The organism is Streptomyces tardus (assembly GCF_018101125.2).
Classification (GTDB): Bacteria; Actinomycetota; Actinomycetes; order Streptomycetales; family Streptomycetaceae; genus Streptomyces; species Streptomyces tardus.
The window spans coordinates 3343069-3357049 of the sequence record NZ_JAELVF020000001.1 but is presented as its reverse complement, the minus strand read 5'-3'; the positions used below and the strand labels follow the sequence as shown (position 1 = coordinate 3357049).

Here is a 13981-nt window from a genome sequence, read left to right as displayed (position 1 = left end):
CGACAGGTGCCCCCGCCCGTTCGGGTAGGCCGACCGGGTCCGGCACGGGAGCCGGGTCGGCCGCGAGAGCCGCCGCACCAGAGTGCAGTTACTCTGTGTCAATATCTCCCCTGGATTTGGGATCGGCGCCGATCCGCGCCACACGTCGTACTGGCGTCCGGGACAGTCGCCTTCAGGAGTGCCCAATCCCCTCGCCAAGCTGGCCCAACTGCCGTCACAAGCCCTATGATCGGCACACTTTCCAGCGACGAATCCCCTTTGGGAGCGATCGGTGAACGGAATCCGGAGCGGGCAGAAGGACGGCACCCAGAGCTCCGCGACAGCACACAAATCGATTACCGACAGTGATTACGCTGACTACACGGCCTCGTTCGCCGAGCTTGTTCCCGGCCAGGGGGTGGATTTCCACGGGGCCTTCCACACCGCTCAGTTCGCCATGGCCGTGGTCAGCCGCAGCGGCCGTATCGTCGCGGCGAACCGGGCGCTCGCCACCCTCTTCGACACCTCCTCGCACCAGCTCACCCATCTGCCCGTCACCGACCTCGCCGGGCTCGGGCAGACCCCCCGCATCCGTACGGCCTGCCAGGCGGTGCTGCGCGGGGAGAGCGAGCAGATGCACTGCACCCGGCGGCTGAAGCTGGCGGACGGCCAGCTCTTCTGGGCCGAGATCACCCTCCGGCCGCTGCGCAGGGACGGCTCCGCGCTGCTGTCCGTCACCGATGTGAGCGAACGCCGGGATCTGCGCGAGCGCCTGCGCCACCTCCAGATGCACGACCAGGTCACCAAACTGCCCAACCGCACGCTCTTCTTCGAGCGGCTCGCCATCGCGCTCGCGGACAGCGCCACCGGTCGGATCGGCCTGTGCTATCTGGACATCGACGGCTTCAAGGCCATCAACGACACCTTCGGCCACCGGGTCGGCGACCAACTGCTGGACGCCGTCGGACGACGCCTGGTGCGCAGCACCACCACCGGTACGGCGGGCGGCGGCCATCTCGTCGCACGGCTGGGCGGCGACGAGTTCGCCGTCCTGGTCGAGGCGTCGAGCGGGCCCACCCAGCTCACCGAGCTCGCCGCAGCGCTCCAGGCCGGACTGGGCAGATCCTTCGAGGTCGCGGGCGAACGACTGGACGTCTCCGCGAGCATCGGCGTGGTGGAGCGCTCGGCAGTCGGGGCCAACGCCACCGAGCTGATGCAGGCCGCCGACACCACGCTGTACTGGGCCAAGGCCGACGGCCGCGCCCGCTGGACCCTCTTCGACTCCGAGCGCAACGCACACCGGATGACCCGCCAGGCGCTGTCCAGCACGCTGCGCCCGGCCGTCGAACGCGGCGAGTTCACCCTGGAGTTCCAACCGATCGTCGGGCTGGCCGACGACAGTCTGCGCGGAGTGGAGGCGCTGGTGCGCTGGCGCCATCCTCAGCTGGGCACCCTGGGGCCCGGCCAGTTCATCCCGCTCGCCGAGGAGAACGGCTCCATCGTCCAGCTCGGCCGCTGGGTGCTCGCCGAGTCCTGCCGGCAGGCGAGACGGTGGCAGCTGGAGCACAGCGGCGACCCGCTCTTCGTCTCGGTCAACGTCGCGGTGCGGCAGGTGTGGGACTCCGACCTGGTCGCGGACGTGGTCACCGCGCTCAGAGAGAGCGGCCTGCCCGCCGGGCTGTTGCAGCTGGAGCTCACCGAGTCCGCCGTCATGGGCACTGGCGGCCGTCCGCTCCAGACACTGCGCGCCCTGTCCTCCATGGGGGTGCGCATCGCCATCGACGACTTCGGCACCGGCTACTCCAACCTCGCCTATCTCAGCCGGCTTCCGGTGCGCACCCTCAAGCTGGACGGCACCTTCGTCAGCGGCTTCCGGGTGTCCTCACCGCGCAACCCGGCGGACGAGACGATCGTCTCCTCGCTCGTCGACCTCGCGCACAAGCTGGGGATCACCGTCACCGCCGAGTGCGTGGAGGGCCAGGCGCAGGCGGACCGGCTGCGCCGCATCGGCTGCGACACCGGCCAGGGGTGGCACTACTCCAAGCCCGTCCCGGCCGACAGCATCTCCGCCCTGCTGGGAGCCTGACCCGCCCCGCGCCCGTACGCCCGCGCGGTCCCGGCAGGCACGGACCGGGCCCGCGCCGGGGGCCGCTTCCGGCCGGCCCCGGCGAGGGGCCGGTCAGACCGCGCTCGCCCGGCCGCCGAAGAGGGTGCCCAGCTCCGGGCAGTCCACCTGCAGGCCCAGCAGCCGCAGCCCCTCCCAGACCGTCACCTGGTTCGCGGTGAGCACCGGTTTGCCCAGCGCGAGTTCGAGGTCGGCGAGGTACGCGGCGGAGTGCAGCGCGGTGTCCGGCAGCAGTACGGCTTCCGCGTCCCGGTGGTCGCCCGCGCCGGCCATCGTCAGCACCTCCTCGCGCCCCCAGGTGCCGACCTCGGCTGCGGTGATGATGCCGCTCCCGCGCAGCGAGACGACCTCGACCCCCGCATCGCGCAGGAAGGCCGCGAAGAGTTCGGCGACGTCCTCGGGGTACGTGGCGGCCACCGCGACGCGCCGCAGGCCGAGCTCCCGCGCGGCCCGGGCGAAGGCGAAGGAGGTGCTGGACGCGGCGACGCCCGCGGTGCCGGAGAGCTCCGCCACCTGCTCCGCCGCGCCCCGAGGGCCGAAGACGAAGCTTGCGCTCGTGCAGGACCAGACCACCGCCTGCGCGCCCAGCGCGACGACCTCGGAGACCTTCGCCGCGAGGCGTTTCGCGGAGCCCATCTCCAGCAGCGCGTCCACCCGGTGAGCGTCCTCACCGATGTCGGTGTGCACCAGCGGCAGCCGTACATCGGCGCCGGCCTCGCGCAGCATCGCCTCCAGGCGGGGATAGTCGTCCTCCGCCGAGTGGCCCGGGTACAGAAATCCGACGGTGCTGACGGCCATGTGCGGCTCCAGATCTCTCGGTGCGTTGATCCCTGCTCCTCCCCCGCGCGGCCACCGGCCCGCGGGGGCGGGTCCGTACGGACGGGCCGTTCAGGGCATGCGGACGGCTGCGATCAGCCCGGCGACAGCGGTCCGCCCCCCTCCTCCGACCCCGCGGGATCGGACGGCAGCTCGGCCGCGTCGGACTCGCCGCCCGACACGGTGGTGCCCGCCAGTGCCCTGGGCTCCGGCGGCTCGTCCTCGGCCGGGGGCGGCAGGGGCGGGGTCGGAGAGGGCAGCACGGTCATCGCGACCGGCCCGGTGCGGGCGGCGGGGTCCAGCAGCGCCTGGTACGGGCCGACGGCCTCCTTGCCGATGTGCCGCAGCGCTCCCCAGACCGTCACCTGGTTCGCGGAGAGGACCGGCATCCGCAGCTCCGCCTCCAGCTGTGGGATCACGTCGAAGGTCGGCAGATTGGTGCAGCTGATGAAGAGCGCATCGGGGGCGCCGGTGGCCGCCTCTCGCGCCATCTCCACGACGTCCCGGTAGGGCACCCGCCAGATGTGGCTGGTCAGGCCGAGGTAGCTGCGCCCGGTGACCTCGACACCGGCCTCGCCGAGGAAGTCCTCCAGGGAGGCGGTCACCGACCGGGTGTACGGCGTGACCACCGCGATCCGCCGTGCGCCGATCTCCCGCAGCGCCTCCAACAGGGCGCCGGAAGTCGTCACGGCGGGAGTCTCGCTCGCCTCCTCCATGGCGCGGCGCATCCCGCGCTCACCGGCGCCGCCGCCCACGAACGAGCCCGAGGTACAGGCGTACGCGACGACCTCCGGGCTGACCGCGTGTAGCGCCCGTACGGCCGCGCGCAGCGTTTCGTGCTCGCTCACCAGCCGCGCCTGGTCCAGGCTCACCTCGACCGGGACGAACGGAGTGCGGGTGAGATGGAGCGATACGTCGTCGGGCACCCATCGCCACAGCTCGCGATCGAGCGCGAAGTCGAACGGCGCGACGATCCCGACACCGCGCTGCGGCTGCGGGCCACCGAGAAAAGAGACGTCCATTGCGAGCCCCTCAAGATACGCAGGGACGGCTTACGGCCAGCCGACGCGGGCGCGCCCCTTGATCTCGGCACGCCGAACGCGTATGCCGGGAACGTTGGGAATCGCCAGTGTGCGGGCCTTGGGCCACAGAGGAAAAGTGCCGGACTTCAAGCCGGGACGCCGGGACAGATGCCTTTGTTGACGAAGGTAGTTTCTGCTCCCTACCGTGGTCAATCCTCGCTTCTGTTCGCGTGAACCCGCTTGCGTAACCCAGTCAAACCCGCCCCCGTTGCGAAATGGTTTCCCGCTGATGACGCAGACGTCCCTGCCTCGTGTCCTGGTTCTCGACGACGAGCCGCTGCCCGATCTGAGCCCGCTCTCCGGCAGGGCCGAAGTCCTGCACAGCGACGGCGGATCACTGCCCTCGCTGCTCCCCGAGGCGGATGTGCTCCTGGTGTGGAACTTCACCACCGACGCGGTGAAGGACGCCTGGGCCGGCAAGGGCCCGCGTCCCGGCTGGGTGCACACCGCCAGCGCCGGAGTCGACCGGCTGCTGCCCGAGCTCGCCGACTCCGATGTGGTGATCACCAACGCGCGCGGCGTATTCGACCAGCCCATCGCGGAATACGTGGCCGGGCTGGTCATCGCCATGGCCAAGGATTTCCGCGGCACCTGGGAATTCCAGCGCGGCCACCAATGGCGGCACCGAGAGACAATGCGCGTCGGTGGCACCCGTGCAGTTGTCGTGGGTTCCGGCGGAATCGGCAGGGCAATCGGCCGCACGCTCAAGGCACTCGGTGTCAGCGTCGATCTCGTCGGGCGCCGACAGCGCGACGGCGACGAGGAGTTCGGCACGGTGTGGGGCAGTGACGCCCTGGACGGGCTGCTGCCCGAGGCCGACTGGGTCGTCTGCGCGGCGCCGCTCACCCCGGCGACCGACGGCATGTTCCACCGCGCGTCCTTCGAACGGATGAAACAGGACGCCCACTTCATCAACATCGGACGCGGCCGGCACGTCGTGACCGAGGACCTCGTCCGGGCGCTCACCGAAGGCAGGCTGCGCGGCGCCGCCCTGGACGTGCTCGGCGAGGAGCCGCCGGCGGCAGACAGCCCCGTCTGGGACGCGCCGGGGCTGGTGCTCTCCCCGCACATGAGCGGGGACACGATCGGCTGGCGGGGTGACCTGGCCACCCAGTTCCTCGCCAACTTCGACCGTTGGGCCGCGGGCGAACCGCTGCTCAACGTCGTCGACAAACAGCTGGGTTACGTCCCGGCGGGCGGCTGACGTCCGTGACCGGCCCGTCCGCTGCCAGTCCTTCCACCTCCCGGAGGCCCTGTTGAGCACACTGCCCGAGCTGCCCGACGTCACCGGCGGCGTCCACCACGACACCGGCGCGTCCGCCGGCCCCGCGCCCGGACGGCCCGGGAGCGCCGGACCGCGCTCCGGTGCCGACCTGACCGCGCTCACCGCGGCGGAGCTCGTCGCGGGGTATGCGGCCGGCGCCTTCTCCCCGGTCGACGCCACCGAGGCTGTACTGGCCCGCGCCCATGCGGTGCAGCCCTCGCTCAACGCCTTCGTCCGGATCTTCGACGAAGAGGCGCTCGCGCAGGCCCGGGAGTCGGAGCAGCGCTGGGACCGGGGCGCACCCGGCGGGCTGCTCGACGGGGTGCCCGTCACGGTCAAGGACATCCTGCTCCAGCGGGGCAGTCCGACGCTGCGCGGGTCCTGGGGCGTCTCGGGCGAGGGCCCCTGGGAGGAGGACGCGCCGTCGGTGGCGAGGATGCGCGAGCACGGCGCGGTGTTCGTCGGCAAGACGACCACGCCCGAGTTCGGCTGGAAGGGCGTCACCGACAGTCCCCGGCACGGGGCGACCGGCAATCCGTACGACCCCGCACGCACCGCCGGCGGCTCCAGCGGAGGCGGCAGCGCGGCGGTCGCCGCCGGCGCGGCGCCGCTGACGCTCGGCACGGACGCGGGCGGGTCGGTGCGCATCCCCGCCTCGTTCTGCGGGATCTTCGCGCTCAAGCCGACCTACGGGCGGGTGCCGATCTACCCGGCGAGCGCCTTCGGCACCCTGGCGCACGTCGGCCCGATGACCCGGGACGCGGCCGACGCGGCGCTGCTGATGGACGTGATCAGCGCCCCCGACTCCCGTGACTGGTCCCAACTCGGCCCGCTGACCGGCGGTTTCCGCGACGGGCTGGGGAACGGCGTGCGCGGGCTGCGCATCGCCTACTCCCCCGACTTCGGCGGCCGGGTCGCCGTCGCTCCCGACGTGGCGGCGGCGGTGCGGCGGGCGGTGGACCGGCTGGTCGAGCTCGGCGCGGAGGTGGAGGAGGTCGATCCGGGCTTCGACGATCCGATCGAGCCGTTCCATGTGCTGTGGTTCAGCGGCGCCGCCCGCGTCACCCAGCACTTCACCCCGGAGCAGCGCGAGCGGATGGATCCGGGGCTGCGCGAGGCGTGTGAGGAGGGTGCGCGCTCTTCGGCACTGGACTACCTCGCCGCCGTCGACGCGCGGATGGCGCTGGGCAAGCAGATGGGCGTGTTCCACCAGAATTACGACCTGCTCGTCACCCCGACGATGCCGGACACGGCCTTCGGCATCGGCCGCGAGGTACCGGACGGCGCGCCCTACCGAAGGTGGACGGGGTGGACGCCGTTCACCTACCCCTTCAACCTGACCCAGCAGCCGGCGGCCAGCCTGCCGTGCGGGCTGGACTCGGCAGGGCTCCCGATCGGCGTCCAACTGGTGGGCGCCCGGCACGCGGACGCGCTGGTGCTGCGCGCCGCGCACGCGCTGTACGGGACGTCGGTGACCGAGCTGCCCCCGCCCCCGCCCCCGCCGACGCCGACGCCGACGCCGACGCCGCAGGATTGAACAACAGGCACCAGGGGCGGGCGCTCACCGATCACCCGCCCCTGGTTTTGTCATATGCCAAGAGTCGACCTGGTGCTTCCCGGAGCCCGGGCCGGGCTCACGAGTCCGGCACCCGGGTCCGTACGCGCCGTACACGCGCCCCGCAACCGCCCCGCGCGCCCCGCCGGGAAGGCGCTCCACGCAGCGCGCTCCCGCCCGATCCGGAACCGGGGCGCACCACGGCACCGACCACCTCAGACGCGGCGGAAGTTGAGCGTCTCCCCGAGAGCGCCGGCCCGCCACAGGTCCTGGCACGCCTCGGCCATCTCCGGCAGGCCCTCGACCACGCTGCCCCAGACGATGCCCGGCACCCAGCCGGCGTCACCGTTGATCAGCAGGTTGTTGCGCTCGTAGAAGAGCGCCAGGTCGACCACCGTGGTGCGACCGCGGTGGCCCGCCTCGGCCTCGTAGCCGTAGGACTTGGTGCCGAGCTGGGTGTCGGTGAAGGTGAAATAGCACAGGTCGCCGGGGATCGGGGTGACGGTCGGGTTCTCCAGCGGCGGCTCCTCGGGCGCGAAGGTCGGGAGCAGGGCGTAGATCTCGTTGCGGGCGTACTTGGCGTGGTACACGTCCCCGCCGAGCGGCAGCGCGTTCCACACGGCGTCGCAGGTGATCGGAGCCCGGTCGTCCAGCAGCTTGGCGGTGCAGCGCACCCCGCGCCTGTCCAGCGAGACCTCGACGAAACGGTCGGTCATCGCACCTCCCGGTGGTGGCTGTATCGGCGATGTTCACACAGCTTCACTGTGCCCACTCGCGCACCCTCCGACCCGTACGCCGCTCCCACGGGGCACCGGCGTCCCGCCCTCACCCTCCGAAACACACGCCGCCGCGGCCCGCCACGCGCCGGAGCACGACGAAGAGGGGCCCTTCGCAATGAAGCGAAGGGCCCCTCGACCGTCTGTGCGCCGTCAGGGACTCGAACCCCGGACCCGCTGATTAAGAGTCAGCTGCTCTAACCAACTGAGCTAACGGCGCCTGCTGACGGGAGAACTCTACCTGCCCGCAAGGGGTGCTCACGACCATCACCCCCGGCCGCTCGAGGAGCACTGCACACGACTCAGAGCGAGAGCGAGAGCAGTACGGGCGCGGCACGCTCGTTGAGCTTGCGCGCCGCGTAGCGCAGCCGGTGGGCCTTCTGGAGCGGCAGCGACACCGCGAGGCACCCCACCGACGCACCGGCCGTCACCGGCACCGCCGCGCAGACGGTACCCATCGCGTATTCCTGGAGGTCGAGCACCGGCACGGTCGCCGGCTGGCGGTCGAGCTGGCTGAAGAGCACGCGCTCGCTGGTCGTGGTGCGCGAGGTGAGCCGGATCGTACGGTGCCGGGAGAGGTGGTCGCGGCGCCCGTCGTGGTCGAGCTGGGTCAGCAGGCACTTGCCGACCGCCATGGCGTGCGCGGCGGCCCTGAAGTCGACCCACTCCTGCACGGCGGGCGTACCGGGCCCCGCGGCGAACTGGGTGACCTTCACCTCGCCGTCGACATAGCGGCTGATGTACACCGCCGCCCCGACCTCGTCCCGCAGCGAGGTGAGCGTGCGCTGCAGCTGGCCCTCCAGCCGGCTGCGCCGATCACCCGCCGCACCCAGCAGCCGGAAGGCGTCGCCTGCGACGAAGGTCTCGTCGGTCAGCTGCTCCAGGTAGCCCTCGCGGGCGAGCATCACCAGCAGACGGGCGAGGTGACCGGGAGGCAACCCGGTCTGCTTGACCAGCTCCTCCTCGGTACGTCCGTCCGGGTACCGGGCGATGGCCTCAAGCACACGCAGTGCGTACTGAACCGAATGAAACGGAACGGACGGCACGGGCTTGGGCGCCACGGTGTCCCCCTCGAGGTAGTGACCGCTTGCGCCGTGACCATTGCTCCGGGTCACGGGCTCAACTCAAGATAACGCTCAAGACCCTCTGATTACCCGACCGTTGACCAAACGGCATATGCCTTGAGCAAAATCGTGCACCACGAGGGGCGCGACGGCCGCGACGGCTGACGCGCCCCTCGTGAAATGCTCGGAAAACCCCGAGGTCAGAGCACCGCGCCGAGGAACTCGCGGGTGCGGGGGTGGTCCGGGTCGTTGAACATCTTGTCCGGGGATCCGGACTCGATGACCTTGCCCTCGTTGAACATCAACACGTCGTCCGAGATGTCACGGGCGAAGCTCATCTCGTGCGTCACGCACAGCATGGTGATGTCCGTGGTGTGCGCGATGTCCCGGAGGACGTCGAGCACGCCGGCGACCAGCTCGGGGTCGAGCGCCGAAGTGACCTCGTCCAGCAGCAGCACCTGCGGACGCATCGCCAACGCACGTGCGATGGCCACACGCTGCTGCTGACCGCCGGAGAGCTGCGAGGGGTACTTGTCCATGTGCTCGGTCAGACCGACGAGCTCCAGCAGGTCGCGGGCGCGGGTGTCGGCCTCCTCCTTGGAGAGCCCGAGCACGTTGACCGGCGCCTCGGTGATGTTCCGCAGCACCTTCATGTTCGGGAAGAGGTTGAACTGCTGGAACACCATGCCGATGTTCTTGCGCACCTCGCGGATGTGCTTCTCGCCGGCCGGTACGAGCTTGCCGTTCTTCTCCTCGTGGGTCAGGTACTCGCCGCCCACCGTGATGGTGCCCTCGTCCGGCTTCAGCAGCGTCATCAGCAGCCGCAGAATCGTCGTCTTGCCGGATCCGGACGGGCCGATCAGGGTGACGTGCTTGCCGGAGTCGACTCTGAACTCCAGGTCGTCCAGCACCACGTTGTCACCGAACCGCTTGGTGACCCGGTCGAATCTGATCAGCTCACGGCCGTCCACCTTGGGGTTGGCGGCGCCGGCGGAGTCCTCCGGAGCGCTCTTCGCGCCACCGGCCACGTCCTTCGCGAGACTGGCGCCGGTGCTCTCGTTCTCTTCCTGGTTCGGGGTCTCACTTGACAAGGCGACGCTCCAAGACTCGCAGCAGCAGGGAAGCCGGGTAGGCGATCAGGATGAAGGCGATGCCGACCACGGTGTAGGCCTCGATGGTGAAGGTCGCGTTGCTGAAGGCACTGGCCTCGCCCAGCATCTCGTAGGCGCCGATGACCGCGATCATGGGCGAATCCTTCAACATCGCGACCACGTAGTTGCCCAGGGCCGGGATGACGCGGCGGATCGCCTGGGGCAGGATCACCGCGGTCCACGTCCGGACCTTGGGGAGGCTGAGCGCGGTGGCCGCCTCCCACTGTCCCTCGGGCACTCCGTCGATACCGGCGCGATAGACCTCGGCCGTGTAGGTCGAGTAGTGGAGGCCGAGACCGATGATGCCGGTCATCAAAGGCGACATCGACGGGCCCCACTCGGGAACCACGTAGAAGAGGAAGAACAGCTGGACGAGCAGCGGAGTGTTCCTGATGAACTCCGTCAGCACCGTCACCGGCCATCGCACCAGCTTGCGTTCGGACCGTTGCGCTATGGCCCAGACCAGACCCAGGGCGAAGGCGATGAGGCTGCCGAACACCAGAGCCTGAACGGTGACGATCACGCCGTCCCAGAACAAAGGCATGAAGTCGCTGACGACTCCCCAGTCCCAGTTCATCCCAGACCACCTGCTCCCTGCGACCGGGCGAAGTCATTGGCGGCACCCGGCTTGAGGCGCCGCCGCAGCCAACCGCTGCTCTCCGGCTTCTGGCCGACGCCGGCCTTCGCCCTGCGCTCCAGCAGTCGCATTCCGCGCGTCAGCACGAAGGCGATGACGAAGTAGGAGAGGAGCAGCAGCGTGTACGCCGGTGCGCTCTCGTTGCTCGCCAGACGGGAGATGTTGGCCGCGAAGGTCATGTCCGCGACCGCGATCGTGGAGACCAGCGCCGTGCCCTTGAGCAGCTCGATCAGCAGGTTGTTGAAGGGCGGGATCATCTCCGGCCACGCCTGCGGAATCTCGATCTTCCTGAGCCGCTGCATCTTGGTGAAACTCAGCGCTATTCCGGCTTCTCGCTGAGCGGGCGGCACTGCTTGGAGCGCACCGCGGACGATCTCGGAACCGTACGCGCCATAAGTCAGACCGAGCGCGACAATGCCGGAGGCCATCGGCACGAACTGCCAGCCGAACATCAGTGGGAAGGCGAAGGCCAGCCACAGCATGAGGACCAGCGCCGAAGTTCCGCGGAACACCTCGAAATAGCAGCCGGCGACGAATCGGACGATCCACACCTCGGAGGTGCGGGCCAGCCCGACGACGAAGGCGACGACAAGTGCGAGCAGCGCGGAGAGAAGGGTGATCTGGATGGTGATCCAGACACCCGGAAGGAACCAGCTGGTGAAGAGGGCTGAAGTCATCCGCACAGCTCCTCTGCGGTGAGATCGGTCATCTCTTCCTGGGTGAACCCGAAAGGACCGACGATCTTGAGCAGGCCTTCGTTCTTGTTCTTGCGGAGCTTGTCCAGCTCCTTGTTGAAGGCGTCACGGAAATTGGCCTCGGAGAGCCGGAAGGCGAACCCACCGGCTCCGTAGGCGGGTTCACCGTCGACGATGGGCTGGAACGGCTCGGTGTGCTCGGCCCGGCGCGAGTTCTTGACGACGTCTCGGACCGTGATGCTGGTGCCGGCGAAGGCGTCCACCCGGCCCTGGACGACCGCGTCGAGACCGGCGACCTGGTCCGGAAGGATCAGGATGTCCTTGATGCCGGCCGCCTCCGCGTAGGCGATCTCGGCGTACGCCTCACCGCTCGCGAGCTTGAGCTTCTTCTCGACGATGTCCTCGTAACGCGTGATGTTGTGCGGATTGCCCTTTCGGACGATGAATGCGTCCAACATCAGGTAGTCGGGGTCGGAGAACAGCACCTGCTGACAGCGGGTGGCGTTGATGTACATACCCGCGGAGACCACGTCGAACTGCTGCGCCCGGAGCCCGGGGATCAGTGCGCTGAAGTCGACGGGGACGGGCTCGACGTTGTCGATACCCAGGTTCTTGAAAACCACCTTGGCGAGCTCGGGTGCCTCACCCGTGGGCTCGCCCTTGTCATTGATGTAGCCGAAGGGCGGCTCACTGGCGATTCCGATCCGGACGGTGCCGCGGTCCCGCACACGCTCCAGCAGGTCGCCGCCTTCCACCTCCCCCTCCTCAGGTGCGCGGCTGCAACCGACAGCCCCCGCTGCGCCAAGAGCCGCCACTCCCACTCCTGCGAGGAGCGAGCGGCGGCTCACTTGTCTGTGACTGAGTGTCTGAATCTTTCTCGGTGGTGGAGCCATGGGCGCGCGACTACCCATCGATCGTTGAATCATGCAAAACGTTTTACGCCAGTGACCAGGTCGTTGTACGGCAGGTCACTTCGCGAGTTGGGACATGCAACACGCAGGAGCGCGGAACGCGGCCTTCCACAGCGCCGCCCGGAGGCATACGAGTTGGACGCGTCGCAGCGAATGACTTCTCCGATTGGTCTGGACTTTGGACGGTGGAGCGCGCTAGCTTCTGCCGTGGTCTAGACCTTCCCCCACACATGCTTGCAGCAGGCACACCTAGCCCCACCCCCACAGGAGCGAAGTATGCGCAAGAGGATCACCGCCGCCGCGCTCGGACTCGGCATCGCGGGAGCGGCCGTGTTCGTCACCGGCGGCTCGGCCCAGGGCCACGGGTACAGCGAGGGCCCGACGAGCCGTCAGGCCTTCTGCGCCTCCGGCGAGGCATCCGACTGCGGCGCCGTGGAGCACGAGCCGCAGAGCGTCGAGGGCCCCAAGGGCTTCCCGGCCGCCGGCCCAGAGGACGGACAGATCTGCTCCGGCGGCAACGAGGGCTTCGGCGCACTGGACGACCCGCGCGACGGCAACTGGCCCGCCACCGAACTGACTCCGGGCGAGAGCCACACCTTCACCTGGAAGCTGACCGCACCCCACAGCACCACCGACTTCCAGTACTTCCTCACCACCGACGACTACGACCCGACCCAGCCCCTGACCAGGGACGCACTCGAGGACGAGCCGTTCCTGACCGTGCCGCTCGACGGCGCCCAGCCCGACTTCCAGGAGAGCCACGAGGGCACCGTCCCCGACGGCAAGTCCGGTCGCCACCTGATCGTCGGCGTCTGGAACATCGAGGACACCGAGAACGCGTTCTACGCCTGCTCCGACGTGGACCTCTGAGCCGGACGGTCCACACCCCCACACGGCCGCTGACCCGTCACCGCCCCGACCGGGCGACACCTGGTGCGGGTCAGCGGTCGCCTGGAGCACCTCCGGGCATCGGGTATTCTTTCTCCCGCTGGTTCCGACCGGCCATCTGCGCCGTTAGCTCAGTTGGTTAGAGCAGCTGACTCTTAATCAGCGGGTCCGGGGTTCGAGTCCCTGACGGCGCACACTCCCGAGGGCCCTCGCACTGCGAGGGCCCTCGGCCCGTTTCCGCCCCCGCGGCACCGGATCGTCGGACTCCCAGGACCGCCGGACACGCAGAGCCGCCGGCCGAGGGAGCACCGATCGGGGCTCGGGCCGCCGGGGCCGTATGGAGCACAGTCGCAGGCCGAGCGCACGGTCGAGCCGCAGTACGGCGGACCGGTCGTGGCAGCAGTCGGTCACCCGGCACGCACGGCTCGTTCCCCTCTGGCATCTACTGTCCAGTTATCGCCACGTTCGGGGGAATCTCTGTGCGGTTCGGCTTGAAGTGTGGTGTGCTCTGAGTCACGGCGAAATCGACCCGGCACCCACCGGGAGACCTGACCGGAGGCGTCCCACTAGCGACACCGAAGGCCCTCGGCCCACGGGAAGTTGACCACGACGGAGCGTAGGGACGACTTCACCGGGCAGCGCGGATCACGGCCCTCGTCGCGGCGCCGGTGATGCGACGAGCCGGGGCACGCCGAGCGTCGCCCGCGCGCGGGGCGGACAGCACGCACCGGCAGGGTCCACAGCTTGAGAGAGATCACACACCACCACGACGGTCCGACAGGACACGTGGATCGCTTCGAGGGAGTTGACCGTGGGCGTTCCCGTTCAGGAGAAGGAACAGTCGGCACAACAGGCGTACACCATCGGCACCGATGAGCTGAACGCGCTGCTCTACGCACAGCCCGCACTCGGACTGGCCGGCGAGACCGGCGAGGAGAACGAGCCGCACATCTGGCGCGGTATCGACTGACGACGGGCGGCGACCCCGGCATCGCTCCGGTGCGCCAAAAGTCTCCGCCGTGGTGGTGGCTGCCAGAC

General features: G+C 69.6%; 13 protein-coding genes and 2 tRNA genes. 6 read left to right on the top strand and 9 right to left on the bottom strand.

Annotated elements, in window-relative coordinates; genetic code table 11:
* Window positions 1–271 precede the first annotated feature (271 nt).
* Window positions 272–2065: a putative bifunctional diguanylate cyclase/phosphodiesterase gene (locus JGS22_RS14380; protein ID WP_211038609.1), complete on the top strand. Its 1794-nt coding sequence runs from the start codon at window positions 272–274 to the stop codon at window positions 2063–2065.
* Between the two features lie 93 nt (window positions 2066–2158).
* Here JGS22_RS14380 and JGS22_RS14375 read toward each other — a convergent pair whose 3' ends face one another.
* Complete coding sequence (locus JGS22_RS14375; protein WP_211038610.1) at window positions 2159–2902, bottom strand: maleate cis-trans isomerase family protein; 744 nt, start codon at window positions 2900–2902, stop codon at window positions 2159–2161.
* A gap of 113 nt (window positions 2903–3015) precedes the next feature.
* Window positions 3016–3942 carry a maleate cis-trans isomerase family protein gene (locus JGS22_RS14370; protein WP_211038611.1) on the bottom strand — a complete coding sequence of 309 codons (927 nt, stop codon included), beginning with the start codon at window positions 3940–3942 and terminating at the stop codon, window positions 3016–3018.
* Between the two features lie 289 nt (window positions 3943–4231).
* Here JGS22_RS14370 and JGS22_RS14365 point away from each other — a divergent pair, with 289 nt between their 5' ends.
* Both JGS22_RS14365 and JGS22_RS14360 read left to right on the top strand, forming a co-directional pair.
* Window positions 4232–5206, top strand: coding sequence for a D-2-hydroxyacid dehydrogenase (locus JGS22_RS14365; protein ID WP_211038612.1), 975 nt, complete (start codon window positions 4232–4234; stop codon window positions 5204–5206).
* A gap of 169 nt (window positions 5207–5375) precedes the next feature.
* Window positions 5376–6803, top strand: coding sequence for an amidase (locus tag JGS22_RS14360; protein ID WP_211038681.1), 1428 nt, complete (start codon window positions 5376–5378; stop codon window positions 6801–6803).
* 233 nt (window positions 6804–7036) lie between these two features.
* Here JGS22_RS14360 and JGS22_RS14355 read toward each other — a convergent pair whose 3' ends face one another.
* The 7 genes from JGS22_RS14355 to ehuB form a co-directional block, all read right to left on the bottom strand.
* The gene (locus JGS22_RS14355) at window positions 7037–7537 is read right to left on the bottom strand and encodes a DUF3830 family protein (protein ID WP_211038613.1); all 501 of its coding nucleotides are present in this window, start codon (window positions 7535–7537) and stop codon (window positions 7037–7039) included.
* A gap of 206 nt (window positions 7538–7743) precedes the next feature.
* Window positions 7744–7817 (bottom strand) — tRNA-Lys (locus JGS22_RS14350).
* An 82-nt stretch (window positions 7818–7899) separates the two neighbouring features.
* Window positions 7900–8658 carry an IclR family transcriptional regulator gene (locus tag JGS22_RS14345; protein WP_211038614.1) on the bottom strand — a complete coding sequence of 253 codons (759 nt, stop codon included), beginning with the start codon at window positions 8656–8658 and terminating at the stop codon, window positions 7900–7902.
* 203 nt (window positions 8659–8861) lie between these two features.
* A complete protein-coding gene (gene ehuA / locus JGS22_RS14340) occupies window positions 8862–9632 on the bottom strand; it encodes an ectoine/hydroxyectoine ABC transporter ATP-binding protein EhuA (protein ID WP_211038683.1) in 771 nt (256 codons plus the stop codon).
* A gap of 109 nt (window positions 9633–9741) precedes the next feature.
* A complete protein-coding gene (ehuD, locus tag JGS22_RS14335; RefSeq protein ID WP_211038615.1) occupies window positions 9742–10389 on the bottom strand; it encodes an ectoine/hydroxyectoine ABC transporter permease subunit EhuD in 648 nt (215 codons plus the stop codon).
* The gene (gene ehuC / locus JGS22_RS14330) at window positions 10386–11126 is read right to left on the bottom strand and encodes an ectoine/hydroxyectoine ABC transporter permease subunit EhuC (RefSeq protein ID WP_211038616.1); all 741 of its coding nucleotides are present in this window, start codon (window positions 11124–11126) and stop codon (window positions 10386–10388) included. The genes ehuD and ehuC overlap by 4 nt, the downstream gene beginning before the upstream one ends.
* Window positions 11123–12037: an ectoine/hydroxyectoine ABC transporter substrate-binding protein EhuB gene (gene ehuB, locus JGS22_RS14325; RefSeq protein WP_211038618.1), complete on the bottom strand. Its 915-nt coding sequence runs from the start codon at window positions 12035–12037 to the stop codon at window positions 11123–11125. Before ehuB ends, ehuC begins: the two co-directional genes overlap by 4 nt.
* Window positions 12038–12331: 294 nt before the next feature.
* Between ehuB and JGS22_RS14320 the strand changes: the two genes are divergently transcribed.
* From JGS22_RS14320 to JGS22_RS14310, 3 genes are all read left to right on the top strand, one after another.
* The gene (locus JGS22_RS14320) at window positions 12332–12925 is read left to right on the top strand and encodes a lytic polysaccharide monooxygenase auxiliary activity family 9 protein (RefSeq protein ID WP_211038620.1); all 594 of its coding nucleotides are present in this window, start codon (window positions 12332–12334) and stop codon (window positions 12923–12925) included.
* A 138-nt stretch (window positions 12926–13063) separates the two neighbouring features.
* Window positions 13064–13137 (top strand) — tRNA-Lys (locus tag JGS22_RS14315).
* Between the two features lie 617 nt (window positions 13138–13754).
* Window positions 13755–13913, top strand: coding sequence for a hypothetical protein (locus JGS22_RS14310; protein ID WP_211038622.1), 159 nt, complete (start codon window positions 13755–13757; stop codon window positions 13911–13913).
* Window positions 13914–13981: the final 68 nt, after the last annotated feature.